The sequence below is a fragment of the uncultured Piscinibacter sp. genome (assembly GCF_937952055.1).
Lineage (GTDB): Bacteria > Pseudomonadota > Gammaproteobacteria > Burkholderiales > Burkholderiaceae_C > Piscinibacter.
In genome coordinates this window covers 1-15,615 of the sequence record NZ_CALFYO010000016.1, presented here as the reverse complement: position 1 = coordinate 15,615, position 15,615 = coordinate 1, and the positions used below count along the sequence as shown (strand labels likewise).

Below are 15,615 nucleotides of genomic sequence, written 5' to 3'. Positions count from 1 at the left end.
GTGAGGGGTTAGGCCTCAGGTTTCGACAAGCCCTTGCCCATGTAGTGCGAGCGAATCTCGTAACCCAGTTCCTCATACAGCGCACGCGCTCGTTCGTTGAAGGACCAGACGTTAAGGTGTACCTCGACTGCATTCCTGACTCTGGCCCAAATCTCCGCCTCTTCCATGAGACGGCGACCTATGCCTTGCCCCCTGAGCATTTCGGTCACGCAGATGGAGCCGACCTTCGCGTAACGCATGGCGCGAAAGAACGGACTGGCTTCGTCTACTACGGCAATCGTGACGAAGCCAACAAGAGACTGACCTTCAACAGCAACGAAGACCGCCGCGTTTTCGCCGCATAGACTCTCGCTCCAAACCTGACGCTGTGATTCGGCAGCGATCTCCTTGGCGAAGAGGCGGGGCCATGCATCGCAGTGCAGACGATTGACCTCTTCACCTAGTGCGCAGATGCCGGGCAGGTCGTCCGGGGTTGCTTGGCGGTACTGGGGCACTTCTGAGGCCTGACGTTTGAGCTGAGGCGCGAGCGCCGGTGTGGCGCTTGGCCAGCGAGGTGAATGATAAGAAGCAGCGCCGCGCGGGCCAAGTGCCTTGCCGGTGGAGGTCCCGCTCGAGCGCAGGGTTAGGCCTCACCGCGTTTGAGAGTGCGATCCGGCGACTTGCATGACCTCATCGACTCGTGAGTGCGCCAAGTCGACTCTCTCGTTGACGAATGCGTGCCGCAACTATGTTGAAGGTGACGCTCAATCCGATGATGCCAATGATCGACAGGATCAATACACCCCAGAGCGCATACGGCACCGAGAGATAGACGGCGACCGTCAGAACGGCATACACCAACGCGAAGACCAAGAACGGCTGGTTGTTGTTACGGACGCCAAATCGGGTAACGACGATGCCATGCACGATGGCATTGAGGACAAGAAGTCTTAGAAGCAGCGACATGTCGAAGGTTCCTAGGAGTGCCACCGAGGTGCGCGGAGATTGAGGTAGCGACAGATTGCATGCAATCTGGTGATCGGGCTTCCGTAGGCAGGTCGTGAGGCCTAACGTTTGAGCTGAGGCGCGAGCGCCATGCCGGTGCGAGTCGGCTCCAGCGAAGGGTTAGGCAGCAGCCCGCGGCCTACAGGACCGTGCGCTTGCGCTCTCGCAGCAGCGAGAGCTTGAGCGATGGGAAGGTTTGTAGAGATCGCGTGCCGAGCGACGACTGTGATTTCTCAGCAGTTGCCCTTCTTGGCCTGTCCCGGCGGGCAGAAGCCACCGCCGCCGCCTCCGCCGGAAACTCCAACGCGCCCCGGATCAATTACTACTGAGCCTGATGGCGTATAGACGGCGCAACCGGAAAGGCTTGCAGCAAGCACAAGTGCAGAGATGACAACTCTCATGGTGGCCACGCTTCGCAGAAGGAGGTAGACGAGAGTCTATCTGCCGTGGCTTGACGCATCTGCACGTTTGCCGCGGTGCAGAAGCTCGGAAGCGTGATTCGTCACACGGTTTCGCCTCGAGGGCAATCGCATTCAGCCCGCCGTTGGCCATGCCGCGGTTTCGTGTGGCGGGAAAGAGTGACCTGCTGCCTAACGTTCGAGCTGAGGGGCCGGAGCCGGGATGGCGCTTGGCCCGAGAGGCGGACGACAACTTTGAGCGCAGCGCGGGCCAAGTGCCATCCCGGTGGAGCTCCCGCTTGAGCGAAGGGTCAGGCCGCGTTCGTGGCCGCCTGGGCTTCGCCGACAAGTGCAACTGCCCCGACCTGGTGAGCCAGTGATAGGAACTTCGTGGCCAATGCGCCAGGTGCAGACGCTCCAGGAAAGTCACCGACGACAAAGCTGTCGTTGCCCTTGCGCGCCTCGAACCGATAGCCATCGGTGCCCAATGCGCGACCGGAGATCACCATCTCCGTTGTGTCTGAGATGAGGACGCGATTGCCGATGGGCGATTCATTCTCGTAGTGCTTGCTGCCCTTTACCACTTGAACCAGAAACCACATGACGGCCTTTCGAACGCGGGGCAATGCAACGGACCAAATGATCGAGGACAGACCTCTGTTGACTACTTCCGCGTGGGTGTGACGCAGCATAGCGCGCGGTTGTAACCGCGGAGCATGGCAGCGCGGCACAGCGGCTTCCGACGGAATGACGTGTTTCGGGGAGCTGAGGAGCGAGCGCCATGCCGGTGCGAGTCGGCTCCAGCGAAGGGTTAGGCTGCGACTCTTGAACTCGCTGCCGGCATGGTGCTAAGGGTTGCACCACTGCTCCTCGCAGGGGACTCCATCGTTGTCGCCGTCCATCTTCACACCAGGACAGTTGGCGAGAAAATACTTGGCTTCGCTACATGACCGCATCTGGGAGCAATACTTTCGTCCGTCGCAGCCGAAGCTGCTGGATACGGGGTTTGGCGCAGGAGAAGCTTCTCTGGGGGTTGCCGCCGCAGCGGAAGCAGCGGCGGCACGTCGCTTCTTTTCGGCGGCGTTCAGTTCCTCGAGCGTGGGGTCTTTTCGAGCTTGAGTCGAAGGACAAAGCCCCTGCTGATACGTGACAGTGCCATCGATGACGCACTTGTTCATCGGCGCGGCGTGAACTCCGGATGCAGCAGCTACAAAAGCCGCAAATACATAGAGCAGCGGTGAGATGTTGCGCATGGTCTGGCGGCCTAACGTTTGAGCTGAGGGGCCGGAGCCGGGAAGGCGCTTGGCCCGCGAAGCGGATGATAGACAGCGAGCGCTTTGCGAGCCAGGTGCCATGCCGGTGGAGGTCCCCGCTCGAGCGAAGGGTTAGGCGTCATCCTTCTTTGCGGCTTGGTAGGCCGCGATGAGCGGAAGAAGAAGTTGGCGGCGAGCAAGACTCTCCTGGGGCCAATAGCTCTTGCGGTCGTAGTACTCCGCGACCGCAGGTACGCCTTCTGGGAGTACTACCCAATGCTGCTTGGAGGCCGTGAAGATGTGAATGTCAGGCGGCAGAAGGTCCGGGTTGTCCAGAGTGCCTACTCGTACGAAACTCACAAAAGGCCCGGCAGTGGAATAGTTGCTCCACACAGCAATTCTGCAATGCGGACAGCGGGCGATGATCTGACCGCTGCCACTCTCGGACGGTGTGTTGACGAGCTCCGGAGCCTCACCCAGTAGAGTGACTCGGTCTGCCTCGATCATGGCATTGAGTGCGAACGAAGCGCCGGACTCTCGCTGGCACCAGCGGCAGTGGCAGCAATGGACGAACAGAGGTGCCGATTCGACGCGGTACCGAATCGCCCGACAGTCACAGCCACCGTCCGCCGGGAACGAATTCAACTGCGGCATGTGCTGTGTGCTCCCTGTGTGACGCCTAACGTTTGATCTGAGGCGCGAGCGCCGGTGTGGCGCTTGGCCCGCTGGATGGATGATGAACCACTCCGGGAAGCGGGCCAAGTGCCATGGCGGTCCGAGTCGTCTCCAGCGAAGGGTTAGGCGGCAGTCTCATTGAGGCAGGCGGCTGTAGCGAATAGATTGGACCTTTCCGTCACGAAACCTGACCGTAGCCATAAAGTTCCCGGGACCTCGGTCGTACAGCCACTCCTCTATGGGCTGACATGGAACATAGGCTCCAGCGATCGGCGTAGGAACAGGGTCGAGAGTGCCCTGGTAGAAGACGGGCGCGCAGTACGAGTCGGCCAACAGAGGCTGGCCGCACTTGTAGAGGACGGACAGTCGAGAGTCGCCCTCAGTTGCGCTGGCGCCATTGCAGCGCAGAGACTCAGCTTGAGCGGGGAACAGCGCAGCCGAGAGCGCTAGAGCAAAGGCAGAGCGACAAAAAAAGCTCATGCGACGGCTCCGTGGGTCACGTAGTCATCAGATTGTGCTCTCCCCATCGCTCAAAGACTTGCGACGCACTCGGAGGGTCGCCAAGCGTGACCCATGCCGCCTAACGTTTGCGCTGAGGGGCCGGTGGAGGTCCCAATCCAGCGAAGGGTCAGGCCGCAATTTCTGACCCGACCAGCTGCATGGCCATGTGGACTTTGGCCTTGTAGCCTGACGGCGTGAGGATGGCCATTGGCTCCACGCCCCAAGCGGAGAACCCGACGGACTCATACAAGCGGACAGCTGCCTGGTTGCCTTCAGTGACCGTGAGCCGCAAGACGCGCAAGCCAGGACGAGCGCGAGCCGAGCCGATGGCCGCGTGCATGAGCTTGGCTCCGGCTCCCAGGCGCCTTGCAGCAGGCCTGACGTACATCCCGATGACGAGCGCGGAGTGTTGGGTTTTGGGTTTGGCCGAGTACCCCAGCGCCACGGTACCGAGCAGTTGCTCGGCCTGGAAGGCGCCGAAGGACTGACTCAGGCCAGAAGCTGAAGCGATGCGATTGACCCACCAGGACAATGGTTCCTTGGCGCGCTCCTCGGCCGTGGACGTGAAGGCGTCAGCGGCCTGGACGTAAGCCTCCAGCATGAGTTCCCGATACTGCAGTGCGTCATTCGCAGTGAGGGCGGAGATGCGCATTGGTCCTGTGGCCTGACGTTTGAGCTGAGGGGCCGGAACCGGGATGGTGCTTGGCCCGCGAGGCCGATGATATGAACGACGGGTTCGCGGGCCAAGCGCCATGCCGGTGGAGGTCCCCGCTCGAGCGAAGGGTCAGGCGTCACTGGCGGTCTAGCAAGCTAGGGTTCATGCCTTCGACCGAGACGAGCCTCGCGGAGCTGCATTCGTCTCGAACTGCCTTGAGCCCTGGGTACACGGGCCCCGTGTAGAACGCCTCCCACGCGGCAACGGAGGGGAACTCAAGGACGACGATTCGCCGAGGCTGCCAGTCGCCTTCGTACACCTTGTGCGTACCACCACGGGCGAGGTAACGCGCTCGGGCCGCATCGAGTGCAGGCTTGACCCCCTTCATGAATTCCTGGTACCTGGACATGTCGCGGATCTCGACGTCGAAGATCACGTATGCGCTCATTCGCAACTCGTGGTTGATGTCTGGTCGTGGAACTCGGCGGAAGGACAGGCTCCTGCAGTGGGAGAGTGTGCTCGGTATGGGCTGTGACGCCTAACGTTTGAGCTGAGGGGCCGGGGGAGGTCCCCGCTCCAGCGAAGGGCTAGGCCTCAGTTGGCGCGGCGAGGTTGAACTGCCGAGTTCGGAGTGACTTGCTCAAGCCGACCAACTCTGCAATGACAGCACCGCGCATGGCGTGTTGACCATTCACGCCTTTGAAGTTCGAGCTAACCGCGGTGGGATGGTGCCGGATGATCCAGCTGCTGACGCCTGCAATGGCGGCTTCTTCTTCGCCGCCGTCGAACCATACCGACTCAGGGTGATCAGCATCGTAGAAGACGTGCCCCTCGCCGGGTGTTGCGCGGAACGCAGTTGGCGGCTTGTCGGACCAGACGAGCCTCGCCAGAAGCTGGAGTTGTCCTTTGCGCCCCACGGGCGTCTTGAATGCCCAGATGAAGTCTGGGTACCCGTCTTTGAGCTCAGCCAAGCGCTCACGCGAGGTGCTAAACCGCCCTGCGCGGCGGTTCTTGACGTCAGCGGCGTAGTCTTTCCAGTAGTAGAAGATGTCCATCGGCCATGCTAACCGCGAATGAGCACCACACCCGGGGCGGTGTGCCAGAAGCATCGGATTGTCTCGGCGAGAGGCAGTGCTTGCGTGTCTTCTGAGGCCCAACGTTTGAGCTGAGGCGCGAGCGCCGGGGTGGCGCTTGGCCCGCTGGACGGATGATGGATCAGACCGGCTAGCGGGCCAAGTGCCATGCCGGTGCGAGTCGGCTCGAGCGAAGGGTTAGGCTGCACCGCCGTCCATGCCGGCGCTGGGCATTGTGAGGTTGCTCACGCAATTCACGAGCTCGCTGCCGAGCGGTACCAACTCGCGGGGGTGCTTTGCCTCATTGCGGGGGTGGGCACCAGCGTCGGTTCGGCGCAGGATGAACTCGCTGCCTTCGGGAAATCAGCATTGCGGCTGAATCCTGATTCACCGGTGGCGAAGGAAGCGCCATGCACGACCAAACTTGCCACGACTCAATGACACGGCACGTGCATGTCCTTCGCTTTGTGTCACTGTTCAATCCCGGTCGGGTCCTGGTGATTCCGTGTGATGAACTAGGCCACGTCAACCTCGATGAGCTGTCTGAGAGGATGCGGGCCACGTACTTCGGCGCTCGGGCGATGGTCGGCCGGGAGTATGCACCCCCAGTCGTTGAGGCGCTCCACTAGGCCGGGAGTACGCCACGATGGCCCTGTGGGGCCCAACGTTTGAGCTGAGGGGGCCGCCACCGGCGGAGGCGCCTGGCTCTGGAGGGGACGATAACTGCTTGGCCCCGCAACGGCCAGGCGGCTCTGCCGGTGGAGGTCCGCTCGAGTGAGGGGTTGGGCCGCATCACGCTGAACTCGATGGCGGTGGACTCGCTGAGAAGAAGTGCGGAAAGAGCAGGTCGAAAAGCTGCCTAGTCCTTGGCGTCAGCTTTGTGGGATCGGGACGGAGCAGTTCGTCCTCTGGCACAAGAACCTTGGCATACCACGCCTCGTAGACTCGCTTGACGACTCCAGGGGCAACGAGTTCGCGGTCATAGCCTGGAGCAACTCCGAGGAGTTGATAGCCTGCGCGCTCAAGCGCCAGCTGCATGCTCGGAACCTTCAGGGTCGCCAGCGTGTAGATGAAGCCGGCGCCCATAGAGCGTGCGATTTCTTCTCCAAGTTGCATCATGCAGGTCGAAAGCTTGGCGCCGCGGTGCTCAGGAGAGATGACTCCAAATCGCCCATACAAGGCCTGTTGCGCGCGCTCGCGATCCCAGGATACGAATCCGACGAACTCCTCGTTCCTGTAAACCAAGACGACCAGCAGGTCGCGCTCCGCTTCCCCGGCGAACGTAGCAGTCGTGTCGTAGAAGTCCTGTTCAAGGTAGCAGCTTGCCGCGCCAACGGAGACATCGGGGTGCCACTCAGCGACCGCCGCACGAAGCATGGGTACGTCTTCTCGCCGAAGTTGGGAATATCGGTATCCCTCGGGCAGAGGCGCGAGTCGATATACCGCATTTAGTTCAGGCCACTTCACACGGACTCCTCGGTACTTGCAACTTGGGGCGCGCTTCCCGCGCGGCGCATGCAGGGCTGCTATGCAGCGTAACGTTTGAGTTGACGGGCCGGTGGAGGTCCCCGCGCGAGCGAAGGGTTGGGCGTCCTCATCGCAGGATCCGAGAATGCCTGAGCTTCTCGTTCACCAAAGTGAACGCATCGACAGAGAGGCCGCCCCGCCCGTTTGGGCCGTTCACCAGGGTGCTCGCCTTCAGCAGGAGGCGCTTGTACTCGTCCTGCGGCCTTTCGTCGTCCCCTGCCTGAGCCAAGTGGGTAGCGTTCTCGAGTCCTCTGTTGATGTCTTGTGCTTGGTTGAAGAAGCGATTGGGTGCCAAGACTTGTTCTTCCGTGAGCTCACCTTCGACCAAGAGGACGGGAAACGCCTTCTCGAATGCGATGGTCGGAAGGCGATAGAGCGGCGCCATCATTCCATCCGTCAGGAGAGCGTTCGCACAGTCGGTGCAGAGGAACGCCTCCGCTCGAAGCGCTCCCCCATGAGCAACGATGCGACGGCGCCGATCGAACCACTGGGGTACCCAAGCGAGAACGAACCCCACGATGACAAGGAGGATCTCTTTCGCTCCGAGGTCCATTGGGACGCCTAACGTTTGAGCTGAGGCGCGAGTCGGCTCCAGCGAAGGGTTAGGCGGCACTGGCTGCTGGGCTCGATGGGACTTGGTAGCGCAGCTCCGCGAAGCCTGTGCCAACCTGCCTGACGGAAACAAGTACCAATGGTGGGCTGGTGAGCCGCCGCGGGAACAGCGGCTTGCCCTTGCCCAGAGTGACCGAGCCCACTTGAACGATGACCTCATCCAGTAGCCCGGCATCGTAGAACTGACCCGCCAGGTCGCCGCCGCCGACGACCCAGATGTTCTTGTCCCCGGCGGCCGCGCGCATCGCTGCGTGCACCTGCCGAACATCGCCTCGGGCAAAGCACAGGTCGGCTCCTGGAACTGTCGGCAGCGTTCTACTTGAGAAGACCCAGGTGGGTTGGGTGTACGGCCAGGCAGAGCCTGTTTCGGCGGTCACTGCCTGCGCGTGGCGCAACATCCACTCGTACGTAGACGATCCCATTGCCAACGCACCGACCTCGGCGATGAACGCGGGATAGCTTGTGTCATCGATGTCGCCGAGTGTAAAGAGCCACTCGAGCGAGTCGTCTTCGGTTGCGATGAAGCCGTCGAGGCTCGTAGCTGTGTAGTACTGAGTCTTCACAAGTCTGGCCTGCGGTTGCGTGGAGGTTATGCCGCCTAACGTCTGAGCTGAGAGGCCGGTGCGAGTCCGCTCGAGCGAAGGGTTAGGCCGCAGCGCCGTGTTTTGGGTGACTAGGCGACGCTTGGCAGCCATGGACCGGAAACGAGCATGGCCTCCGACTCACCGGGCCACGGCGGCATGGTGATGGCCACTGCGGAGACAGCTTCGGACTCGGCGGCGCGGAACTGGAATTGCGTGCCCACAGGAATGGTGAGGCAGACGCCAGGCTCCAGGACGACGACCTCCTCGCGCTGACCCTGCTTGCGCCACATCTGGCCGCGGCCAGCGAGCACGAACCAGGCTTCCTCAACCGTGCGATGGACTACGGCTTGGGCGACCTTGCCAGCGGGAAGCTCAAAGTGAGCCATGCTGCCGGCGGACAGCCCGAGCAGAACGCGAACATCCGAACCATCTGGCGCCACCACGGTGGGGCTTGCTGGCAAACGCATGGTTGCGAACTCAGTCATCAAGCTACCTGCAGTGGTTGTACTTGCGGACTAACGTTCGAGCCGAGCGGGCCGCCGCCGGCGGAGCGGCTTGGCCCTGGAGGGGACGATAACTCGCTAGCCCTGGAAGGGCCAAGCCGCGTAGCCGGCGGCGGTCCGCTCGAGCGAGGGGTTAGGCGTCAACGCTAGCGCGCGAGCAACTGCCACGCAACCGTTGCCTGGCAGAAGAACCCGACTGCGAAGGCAAGCGTGCGGATCCAAGAAACGGCGAACGTATAGGCGACCGCGTGGACCACCCTGGCCCAGAAGTACACAGCGGCCGCCGTGCCAATTGCCTGGTTGGAGATTCCGACGGCGTTTGCCACGAGCACCAGACCTGCAAACACTGCGAGGTTCTCGATGGCGTTGGCATGAGCCTTCTTCATGCGCTGCGCCCAGGCAGACTGCGGCTTGGGGTCGGGCGGATAACCAACGGCATCCATCAGGCCCCAAACGAGAACTCGATCAAGGATGTACGGAACCCAGAGTACGCCGGTGAAGGCCGTGACGAGGGTCAGGTAGAAGAGCTCGGGCTTCATGTCTTTCTCCTCCTACGGTTGTGCAACTGGGGAAACAAGTCCGCGCGGACCTCTGACGCCTAACGTTTGAGCTGAGGTGCGAGCGCCGGGGTGGCGCTTGGCGCGCTGGACGGATGATGAACCACTCCGGGAGGCGGGCCAAGTGCCATGCCGGTGCGAGTCGGCTCCAGTGAAGGGCAAGGCCGCACTCTTGGAGTTGGCGCATAGTTGCGTTCGAACTGTGAACTCGAAGGGCTTACGAGATTCCGTCGAGGGTCACTGTTCGACGCAAAGGAAGACGGACTCACACGAGGAGAGCGCCATGGCGACACCTGTTCGGGCCAGCGACACACCGTTCCCGGTGGCAGTTGAAGCAGGCAAAGACTACTGGTGGTGTGCTTGCGGACAAAGCAAGAGCCAGCCGTTTTGTGATGGCTCGCACAAGGCGGCTGGGCAATTCACGCCAGTGAAGTACACGGCGACCGAGAGCGCGACGGTCTACTTCTGTGGATGCAAAGGCACCAGCAATGCGCCACTTTGCGACGGGACGCACAAGAAGGCCAAGTGAACGTCGCGCTGGATGGCCGACACACCAACGAGGGCGCCCAGTTGCGACGCTGATCCGGTGCATCGACGCTCAGGCTGAAAGCATGTGTCCGCCTTGGTGCTTGCGTCAAGGCTAGCCCGTGCGGCCCAACGTTTGAACTGAGTGGCCGACGCCGGGATGGCGCTTGGCCCGCGGGGTGGATGATGACAGTGAGCGCCTCGCGGGCCAAGTGCCATGCCGGTGGAGGTCCCGCTCGAGTGAAGGGTTAGGCCGCGCTCCGGGCCCAGCCCAGTCGGTACTTGCGGGCGCAACAGCACCAGAGCGCAAGATGAGGCCCTCGCTGGCCGCTTCGCCGAAGTGGCTTGCCGAGTGGGAAAGGAGTAGAGCATGAGTACTGCCAGTGACTACGGGACGCACTACTGGTGCGCGACCGGCGACAGTGATTCGGTGCGCGTGTACGCGGACAGAATGGAAGTGACCAGCAGCGGGGCGCTTGTGGCCTGGGGCGGCTACCGCAAGGAAGGTGGCCACGTGGAGCGCGAGCAGCAACTCTGGGGCGCTGCGCCAGGCCAGTGGAGGGCATTCTTTGCAGCGAGCCTGCTTGACGGTCGGGCCGTCGCGATCGAGGTGCAGGGTTGAGGTGCCGGGCGGTCATGGCTGCTGGAGGCAGACTGGCTGCCCGTCAGACGGACAGGCAGGCCGCGGGATAGTGCATTGGTCCGTGGCCTAACGTTTGAGCTGAGCAGACCGCGCCCGGAAGGCAGACTGGCCCTGGAGGGGACAATACCAGCACTGGCCCCGCAACGGCCAGGCTGTCTTGCCAGTGAGGGTCCGCCCGAGCGAGGAGTTAGGCATCACCCGCAATCCTAGAAGGCGAACTCAAGGGTTGCGTGGGCTACCAACTCATCCGAACTGATGAAGATGACCTTTGTCTCCGCGAACGCGGACGCTTTGCCAAAGCGAAGAACGCTAGCCTCGATTCGCATGTCGTCCGACATAGCGGGGCGCAAAAAGTGCGTGTGTTGATACACGGTGCCCTTGGGGGTGCGATCAGTGGTGGCCATCGCCAATGATGCAACTGTGTCGACCGCGGACATGATGACTTGGCCGCACACTGCGCCGCTAGCGAATTGGAGCTTCGTACTCTGCGGAAGCGTAGCGACAGCTCTGCCAGGCGAAACGTCGAAGTCTCGGAGGCCGAGGTCCTTCACCCACGGTGCGAAGAGCCACTCGTAGAAGTGCAGAACCGATTCGTTCGTGATGGGGAGAACTGGCGGCTGCGACGGATGGGTCACGAAGGTACTCCCTGTGAAGCCTCACGTTTGAGCTGAGGCGCGAGCGCCGGTGAGGTGCTTGGCCCGCTGGACGGATGATGGACCACGCCGGGAAGCGGGCCAAGTGCCACGCCGGTGCGAGTCGGCTCCAGCGAAGGGTTAGGCGGCATTGCTTGGCCCCAGTCCTACGGGAGCGAGTACTCGAATTCGTAGAAGTGCTTGCCCTTGGTAATGTTGAGCTTGAAAGAGCCTGAGATTCCCGCCAGGGCTCCAGTCCCGGACCCGGGCACGACCGTGATGGACAGGCGCTGATCCCCTTGGTCCATGGTGCCGCTGTGCTGGAAGACAAAGCTCCCGCGGCGACCCTGGAGCGTGCCCGTGACTCGCTCGATGGCGACGTAGCCGGCTGAACCTGTGGTTGGTGTGAGAGCAGTGAGCATTTCGCCTTTGCCTGTGGCTACCAGGTCGCCCTCGAACCGCTTGTCAAGCGACATACGACCAAGGCTGACGCCTTCGGAGGTGTTGGGTTCAGCCTGAGGCTTCATCTCAACGGTGAAAGTGCCCTTTGCGAGCGAAGGCATACGTTGTTCTCCCTTTGGCTGCGCATGTCCGGCACTCCGAGCGAGCAAGACACCTGCCAGAGCTCTGAGCGACGCGCGTCGCAGTGTGTTGGCCATGCCGTGGCGCGTCCGGTTGAGCGACGGGTTAGGCGTCAACTCGGCCCCCGCGGCAGCAAACTGCCTCGAAGAGGAGAGCCAGCGCTGCCCCGTCGGGGGCCATCATCCCACGCTGCAAGTTGCCGGCCGTCATGGTCTCGCAGGAACGTGTACAGATCGTGGATCTCTTGGTCTGTGAACTCCACATCGCGCACCCAGCTCATGCGCTTCACCTCACGCTCACCAAGCGCGAAAGAAGTGCGGAGCAAACTATGAAACTGCTCCTTCGTGTATGCCGCCACGATAGTGAGGGGAGGAGTGCCTTCCAGCGCGTTGCCCTGAAGATCACGACCGTGGCAAGGCGTACAAACCAAACTTGCGAGATAGCGGCCCCGCTCGAACGGCGTATTGCGTGGCAGCTCCCCCCATCGTGGCACCGACCGGTTGACCATCGCTGCGTCGGCGCCCCACGTGCCCGTGACGATGGCCCATCGGCCCCGGAGAGTGATGTCGTGTGACCGCGCCACCGGTGAGAGGGTCGGCTGTGCCCGCAGGTGCGCAAAGATGTTCGCTAGGTCTTGGTCGCCCAGCGACCAGGTGGCGTACGCGATCATTCCGACTGAACTCTGGCCGTCCCGCTTGACGCCGTAGCGGACCAGGCGCACGAGTTCCTCGTCCGAGTACTGTGGTAGGACCTCAGACAGGGTCGGGGCGACGCTCGTGTGAATGTCCTTGATCGATTCGATTCCTCCTTCACCTTCCTTGCCGTGGCACCCCGCCCAGCAGCCGACCACCTTCGCCATGTGCTTGCCTGCCGCGAAATCCGGCGGGTTCGCAGGACGCAGCGGAGCCAACGGGGCATCGTAGTTGCGGCGCAGCTTCCGCTCGGACAGGCCTAGGACTCCACCAAGACACACGGCGCCAACGGCGCCAAGCACTCCTAGGCTCTTTGCAATCCTGAGAACAGAAGGGTGAACAGCCATCGAAGATGCACCCGGGTCTCTAGTTGACGCCCAACGCTTGAGCTGAGAGGCAAGTGCCAGGCCGGTGCGAGTCCGCTCGAACGAAGGGTTAGGTTGCCACCTCTGAGGAGGACACGCCTTTAGCCAGGGACGCGCCTCTGAAGCCGCAGCACCCAGCGAAATGCTTTGTGTGCCGGATCAATGCGGCCGCAGTACATGAGCGGACAGCCTCCAATGATGGGTTCGACGGCCGCAGCGCGACAGGCAGCCACAGCGGCGTCCGAGACGCTGCCCTGGCCGAATGATCTGTGGAACCAGACCTGGCTTATGCCTCGCGCCAGGGCCTCCTTGACAACGAGCTCAGCGTCGCGGGGATGAGTGACAACCATCAGTCCGTCGACGGTGCCCGGAACGTCGCCGATGCTCCGATAGCACGTCTCGCCCTCCACGGTGGTGGCATTCGGGTTGAGGGCGAAGACCTCGTGATCCGTTTCGCGCAGGCGTTTGAAGATTGCGTTCGCCGGTGCGCTTGAACTGCGCGACACGCCGGCGACGGCAATGCGTCTGCCGGACAAGAATCGCGCAACTGCCGGAGGAATGTCGGGCATTGTTGGCAACCTCGAACTGGCAACCTCACGTTTGAACTGAGGGGCCGGACCAGGAATGGCGCTTGGCCCGCGAGGCGGATGCTAAGCCTGGGCGCCTCGCGGGCCAAGTGCCATGCCGTTGGAGGTCCCTGCTCGAGCGAAGGGTTAGGCCGCATTCTGTAGAACCCAACGGACCACGAGTACCAGACCTATGACGGCCAAGATTGCTAGGGAAGCTGTAGCAAGCACTCGTGACTTTGCGCCTGGGACCAAGGCGCTCCTTAGGCGGAAGCCAAGGACTGCCGTTACGCAGTAGATCAGTGTCCATGCTGACCAAAGGACGCCGGAGTTCGGGCATCCGAAGGCCTCGCAGCGCCTGCGAATGGCGTAAGTCGCACCGAGGGCAAGGATGGCAACGCACACGGCGAGCAGAAGACTGAGGACCCGCTTGAAGAAGTTGTTCTTCACCCTCGGATCGAACCATCATGTAGGGCTGCGCCGCAAGCAAAGACCGCTCTCGGACGTTGCCTTCTAGCAGTAGAAGGTGGTACCAGCAGCGCTTCCAGTCCAGTGAGTTTTCGAGGCACCGTTGCTTTCGTCATGCGGCCTAACGTTTGAGCTGAGGTGCGAGTCGGCTCGAGCGAAGGGTTAGGCGTCAGTTCGCGTGAATGGCGTGGCGCGGTTGCGGTGAATGCCAGACCTAGCATGCAGGTAGCCTACTGCGCTGGAATGACTGCGGTGGCGGTGGCATGGACGGCAAGCTTTCCGTCCGCACCCCAAAGGCGAGCCTCTAGAAAAACGAGTTGTCTGCCGGCCTTAACAACGACACCCTCACCGATGCATTCGCCAAGCTTCATGGGTGCGACGAAACTGCTCTTGATCTCCACAGTGGGCAGCCACGCGCGGGTCTTGGCATAGGCTGCGATGGAGACGAGCACGTCGACCATGGCGACTGCGAAACCGCCCTGCACATTGCCGAAGTGGTTGCTGAACGCAGGCTGAGCGGCGAACCGAAGCCGGACGCTCCCGGCGTCGAGGTCTGCTTCCTCCACAGTGCAGGGAGTGAGCTTTGCGCACTCGGGCTGGGGCTGGCTTGAGAGCAACTGCTGGAGTTCCGCGGCGGCTGACATGGCAGTGGGTTCTCCGGACGCCTAACGTTTGAGCTGAGGGGCCGGAACCGGGATGGCGCTTGGCCCGAAAGGCGCAGCATAGGCCATGACCGCTTCGCGGGCCAAGTGCCATGCCGGTGGAGGTCCCCGCTCGAGCGAAGGGGTAGGCCGCATTCTCAGCCAGAGAGCAGCCTCAAGCCGGAGGGGCTGGAAGGCCAGATGGCTGGCGATATCTGACTGACGCCGACACCGAGAACCAACTACGAGCTACAAGCGGAGCGCCGACAGCAGCGCGAACGCCGTGCCGCCACCGATGAGCCAGAAGAGGCCTCGCACCGCAACTTGGCGAAGTGAAGACCAGTACGGTTTGGTGGCGATGTCCTTGGCTGCCAGTGATAGATGCTGTGTACCGACGACGAACAGGAGAACGGGCACGAAGAAGACCAGCGCCAGTACAGCCAAGAGAAGAAGGCTACGTGATTGTGGCGAGAGGGCAAGCGCAGTTGCCGCAGTCTCTTGCAGCGGCATGACAAAGCCGAGCACAAGCCCGCTCGCGAGTGCGGTTGTGCGAGTTGGCGCTATCGGTGGCTTCATGCGGCCTGACGTTTGAGCTGATCGGCAGACGCCGGGAAGGCGCTTGGCCCGCGAGGCGCAGCATAGGCCATGAGCGCTTCGCGGGCCAAGTGCCATGCCGGTGGAGGTCCCCGCTCCAGCGAGTGGTTAGGCGTCCCCGCGTTCCTTTGGCCAGTCACCAAATGCAAACACCCACAACGCGATGATGTTGACCACTGGAATCAACGCCAGGAGTGACCAGGCGCCGTGGAAGCCAGCTTTGGTGAGGATCTTCCACAAGGGAATGACGAAGACGACCGCGAAAACGATGAGCCCCCAACCCTGCCAGCCGCCGTACATACCCATTGCGCTTCCTCCAGGTGAGATGTCCTGCACAAAAGGATCAGTCTACGCGAGGGATGACCACGTTCCGTTCGCCGTATGAGCCAGCCTCGGGTTCTACTCGGCGAGTGACGTTAGCCGCCGACTACGCTTTGGCAACCAAGTTGGGTTCGCGATGCAGGCCAACCAGGGCTGCGTTAGAAGTTCGGAGCCAGACTCTGGGAACCACTCCAAAGCGACGAAACAGGGACGCCTAACGTTTGAGCTGAGCCGACCGTGGAGGCATGGCGCACCGGCCGACAG

Annotated in this window: 24 protein-coding genes; 3 read left to right on the top strand and 21 right to left on the bottom strand. The window is 62.2% G+C overall.

Translation table 11 applies throughout. The annotated features are described in order from the left end of the window. Window positions 1–8: 8 nt before the first annotated feature. The 14 genes from Q0599_RS06040 to Q0599_RS05975 form a co-directional block, all read right to left on the bottom strand. Window positions 9–494, bottom strand: a complete 486-nt coding sequence (locus tag Q0599_RS06040; RefSeq protein ID WP_298827101.1) for a GNAT family N-acetyltransferase — start codon at window positions 492–494, stop codon at window positions 9–11. A 175-nt stretch (window positions 495–669) separates the two neighbouring features. Continuing rightward, the gene (locus Q0599_RS06035) at window positions 670–945 is read right to left on the bottom strand and encodes a hypothetical protein (protein WP_298827098.1); all 276 of its coding nucleotides are present in this window, start codon (window positions 943–945) and stop codon (window positions 670–672) included. Window positions 946–1,693: 748 nt separating this feature from the next. Then, the gene (locus Q0599_RS06030) at window positions 1,694–1,984 is read right to left on the bottom strand and encodes a hypothetical protein (RefSeq protein WP_298827095.1); all 291 of its coding nucleotides are present in this window, start codon (window positions 1,982–1,984) and stop codon (window positions 1,694–1,696) included. A gap of 246 nt (window positions 1,985–2,230) precedes the next feature. Further along, the gene (locus tag Q0599_RS06025) at window positions 2,231–2,635 is read right to left on the bottom strand and encodes an excalibur calcium-binding domain-containing protein (protein ID WP_298827092.1); all 405 of its coding nucleotides are present in this window, start codon (window positions 2,633–2,635) and stop codon (window positions 2,231–2,233) included. 132 nt (window positions 2,636–2,767) lie between these two features. After that, window positions 2,768–3,289, bottom strand: a complete 522-nt coding sequence (locus Q0599_RS06020; protein ID WP_298827089.1) for a GFA family protein — start codon at window positions 3,287–3,289, stop codon at window positions 2,768–2,770. 156 nt (window positions 3,290–3,445) lie between these two features. Further along, window positions 3,446–3,790, bottom strand: a complete 345-nt coding sequence (locus Q0599_RS26125; protein WP_367180907.1) for a DUF2845 domain-containing protein — start codon at window positions 3,788–3,790, stop codon at window positions 3,446–3,448. Window positions 3,791–3,938: 148 nt separating this feature from the next. Next, on the bottom strand, window positions 3,939–4,463 hold the full coding sequence (locus tag Q0599_RS06015; protein WP_298827086.1) for a GNAT family N-acetyltransferase: 525 nt from the start codon (window positions 4,461–4,463) through the stop codon (window positions 3,939–3,941). Window positions 4,464–4,602: 139 nt separating this feature from the next. Next, on the bottom strand, window positions 4,603–4,914 hold the full coding sequence (locus Q0599_RS06010) for a DUF1330 domain-containing protein (RefSeq protein ID WP_298827083.1): 312 nt from the start codon (window positions 4,912–4,914) through the stop codon (window positions 4,603–4,605). Window positions 4,915–5,053: 139 nt separating this feature from the next. Next, window positions 5,054–5,521, bottom strand: a complete 468-nt coding sequence (locus Q0599_RS06005; protein WP_298827080.1) for a hypothetical protein — start codon at window positions 5,519–5,521, stop codon at window positions 5,054–5,056. Window positions 5,522–6,331: 810 nt separating this feature from the next. Beyond that, window positions 6,332–6,916, bottom strand: coding sequence for a GNAT family N-acetyltransferase (locus Q0599_RS05995; RefSeq protein WP_298827074.1), 585 nt, complete (start codon window positions 6,914–6,916; stop codon window positions 6,332–6,334). Window positions 6,917–7,133: 217 nt separating this feature from the next. After that, window positions 7,134–7,619, bottom strand: coding sequence for a hypothetical protein (locus Q0599_RS05990; protein WP_298827071.1), 486 nt, complete (start codon window positions 7,617–7,619; stop codon window positions 7,134–7,136). A 49-nt stretch (window positions 7,620–7,668) separates the two neighbouring features. Beyond that, window positions 7,669–8,241 (bottom strand): dihydrofolate reductase family protein, encoded by a 573-nt coding sequence (locus tag Q0599_RS05985; protein ID WP_298827067.1) that lies wholly within the window; start codon window positions 8,239–8,241, stop codon window positions 7,669–7,671. A gap of 110 nt (window positions 8,242–8,351) precedes the next feature. Then, on the bottom strand, window positions 8,352–8,747 hold the full coding sequence (locus Q0599_RS05980) for a cupin domain-containing protein (protein WP_298827064.1): 396 nt from the start codon (window positions 8,745–8,747) through the stop codon (window positions 8,352–8,354). A gap of 164 nt (window positions 8,748–8,911) precedes the next feature. Then, window positions 8,912–9,304: an MAPEG family protein gene (locus Q0599_RS05975; protein ID WP_298827061.1), complete on the bottom strand. Its 393-nt coding sequence runs from the start codon at window positions 9,302–9,304 to the stop codon at window positions 8,912–8,914. A 301-nt stretch (window positions 9,305–9,605) separates the two neighbouring features. On the opposite strand from Q0599_RS05975, the gene Q0599_RS05970 reads away from it, so the two are divergent. Together Q0599_RS05970 and Q0599_RS05965 are read left to right on the top strand one after the other, a co-directional pair. Further along, a complete protein-coding gene (locus Q0599_RS05970; RefSeq protein WP_298827056.1) occupies window positions 9,606–9,851 on the top strand; it encodes a CDGSH iron-sulfur domain-containing protein in 246 nt (81 codons plus the stop codon). 366 nt (window positions 9,852–10,217) lie between these two features. Continuing rightward, window positions 10,218–10,469, top strand: coding sequence for a hypothetical protein (locus tag Q0599_RS05965; RefSeq protein ID WP_298827053.1), 252 nt, complete (start codon window positions 10,218–10,220; stop codon window positions 10,467–10,469). 227 nt (window positions 10,470–10,696) lie between these two features. On the opposite strand, the gene Q0599_RS26120 is transcribed toward Q0599_RS05965, so the two are convergent. The 4 genes from Q0599_RS26120 to Q0599_RS26115 all read right to left on the bottom strand — a co-directional run bounded on the left by Q0599_RS26120 (window position 10,697) and on the right by Q0599_RS26115 (window position 13,267). After that, window positions 10,697–10,927 (bottom strand): PaaI family thioesterase, encoded by a 231-nt coding sequence (locus tag Q0599_RS26120; protein ID WP_367180906.1) that lies wholly within the window; start codon window positions 10,925–10,927, stop codon window positions 10,697–10,699. Between the two features lie 362 nt (window positions 10,928–11,289). Beyond that, the gene (locus Q0599_RS05960; protein WP_298827049.1) at window positions 11,290–11,685 is read right to left on the bottom strand and encodes a DUF3224 domain-containing protein; all 396 of its coding nucleotides are present in this window, start codon (window positions 11,683–11,685) and stop codon (window positions 11,290–11,292) included. Window positions 11,686–11,816: 131 nt separating this feature from the next. Then, window positions 11,817–12,563 carry a hypothetical protein gene (locus Q0599_RS05955; protein WP_298827046.1) on the bottom strand — a complete coding sequence of 249 codons (747 nt, stop codon included), beginning with the start codon at window positions 12,561–12,563 and terminating at the stop codon, window positions 11,817–11,819. 299 nt (window positions 12,564–12,862) lie between these two features. Further along, window positions 12,863–13,267, bottom strand: coding sequence for a CoA-binding protein (locus tag Q0599_RS26115; protein ID WP_367180909.1), 405 nt, complete (start codon window positions 13,265–13,267; stop codon window positions 12,863–12,865). Between Q0599_RS26115 and Q0599_RS05950 the strand changes: the two genes are divergently transcribed. Further along, the gene (locus tag Q0599_RS05950) at window positions 13,227–13,370 is read left to right on the top strand and encodes a hypothetical protein (RefSeq protein WP_298827043.1); all 144 of its coding nucleotides are present in this window, start codon (window positions 13,227–13,229) and stop codon (window positions 13,368–13,370) included. The genes Q0599_RS26115 and Q0599_RS05950 overlap by 41 nt on opposite strands. A 655-nt stretch (window positions 13,371–14,025) precedes the next feature. Here Q0599_RS05950 and Q0599_RS05945 read toward each other — a convergent pair. From Q0599_RS05945 to Q0599_RS05935, 3 genes are all read right to left on the bottom strand, one after another. Beyond that, complete coding sequence (locus Q0599_RS05945) at window positions 14,026–14,439, bottom strand: PaaI family thioesterase (RefSeq protein ID WP_298827040.1); 414 nt, start codon at window positions 14,437–14,439, stop codon at window positions 14,026–14,028. 246 nt (window positions 14,440–14,685) lie between these two features. After that, window positions 14,686–15,012 carry a hypothetical protein gene (locus Q0599_RS05940; RefSeq protein ID WP_298827037.1) on the bottom strand — a complete coding sequence of 109 codons (327 nt, stop codon included), beginning with the start codon at window positions 15,010–15,012 and terminating at the stop codon, window positions 14,686–14,688. Window positions 15,013–15,138: 126 nt separating this feature from the next. Next, complete coding sequence (locus Q0599_RS05935) at window positions 15,139–15,336, bottom strand: hypothetical protein (RefSeq protein WP_298827034.1); 198 nt, start codon at window positions 15,334–15,336, stop codon at window positions 15,139–15,141. Window positions 15,337–15,615: the final 279 nt, after the last annotated feature.

What these genes read in the sequence shown, in the direction of transcription:
- Q0599_RS06035 (WP_298827098.1), bottom strand. Translation starts at nt 945, where the DNA reads ATGTCGCTGCTTCTAAGACTTCTTGTCCTCAATGCCATCGTGCATGGC.
- Q0599_RS06030 (WP_298827095.1), bottom strand. Translation starts at nt 1,984, where the DNA reads ATGTGGTTTCTGGTTCAAGTGGTAAAGGGCAGCAAGCACTACGAGAAT.
- Q0599_RS06025 (WP_298827092.1), bottom strand. Translation starts at nt 2,635, where the DNA reads ATGCGCAACATCTCACCGCTGCTCTATGTATTTGCGGCTTTTGTAGCT.
- Q0599_RS06020 (WP_298827089.1), bottom strand. Translation starts at nt 3,289, where the DNA reads ATGCCGCAGTTGAATTCGTTCCCGGCGGACGGTGGCTGTGACTGTCGG.
- Q0599_RS26125 (WP_367180907.1), bottom strand. Translation starts at nt 3,790, where the DNA reads ATGAGCTTTTTTTGTCGCTCTGCCTTTGCTCTAGCGCTCTCGGCTGCG.
- Q0599_RS06015 (WP_298827086.1), bottom strand. Translation starts at nt 4,463, where the DNA reads ATGCGCATCTCCGCCCTCACTGCGAATGACGCACTGCAGTATCGGGAA.
- Q0599_RS06010 (WP_298827083.1), bottom strand. Translation starts at nt 4,914, where the DNA reads ATGAGCGCATACGTGATCTTCGACGTCGAGATCCGCGACATGTCCAGG.
- Q0599_RS06005 (WP_298827080.1), bottom strand. Translation starts at nt 5,521, where the DNA reads ATGGACATCTTCTACTACTGGAAAGACTACGCCGCTGACGTCAAGAAC.
- Q0599_RS05995 (WP_298827074.1), bottom strand. Translation starts at nt 6,916, where the DNA reads ATGCTTCGTGCGGCGGTCGCTGAGTGGCACCCCGATGTCTCCGTTGGC.
- Q0599_RS05990 (WP_298827071.1), bottom strand. Translation starts at nt 7,619, where the DNA reads ATGGACCTCGGAGCGAAAGAGATCCTCCTTGTCATCGTGGGGTTCGTT.
- Q0599_RS05980 (WP_298827064.1), bottom strand. Translation starts at nt 8,747, where the DNA reads ATGACTGAGTTCGCAACCATGCGTTTGCCAGCAAGCCCCACCGTGGTG.
- Q0599_RS05975 (WP_298827061.1), bottom strand. Translation starts at nt 9,304, where the DNA reads ATGAAGCCCGAGCTCTTCTACCTGACCCTCGTCACGGCCTTCACCGGC.
- Q0599_RS05970 (WP_298827056.1), top strand. Translation starts at nt 9,606, where the DNA reads ATGGCGACACCTGTTCGGGCCAGCGACACACCGTTCCCGGTGGCAGTT.
- Q0599_RS05965 (WP_298827053.1), top strand. Translation starts at nt 10,218, where the DNA reads ATGAGTACTGCCAGTGACTACGGGACGCACTACTGGTGCGCGACCGGC.
- Q0599_RS26120 (WP_367180906.1), bottom strand. Translation starts at nt 10,927, where the DNA reads ATGTCCGCGGTCGACACAGTTGCATCATTGGCGATGGCCACCACTGAT.
- Q0599_RS05960 (WP_298827049.1), bottom strand. Translation starts at nt 11,685, where the DNA reads ATGCCTTCGCTCGCAAAGGGCACTTTCACCGTTGAGATGAAGCCTCAG.
- Q0599_RS05955 (WP_298827046.1), bottom strand. Translation starts at nt 12,563, where the DNA reads ATGGCGAAGGTGGTCGGCTGCTGGGCGGGGTGCCACGGCAAGGAAGGT.
- Q0599_RS05945 (WP_298827040.1), bottom strand. Translation starts at nt 14,439, where the DNA reads ATGTCAGCCGCCGCGGAACTCCAGCAGTTGCTCTCAAGCCAGCCCCAG.
- Q0599_RS05940 (WP_298827037.1), bottom strand. Translation starts at nt 15,012, where the DNA reads ATGAAGCCACCGATAGCGCCAACTCGCACAACCGCACTCGCGAGCGGG.
- Q0599_RS05935 (WP_298827034.1), bottom strand. Translation starts at nt 15,336, where the DNA reads ATGGGTATGTACGGCGGCTGGCAGGGTTGGGGGCTCATCGTTTTCGCG.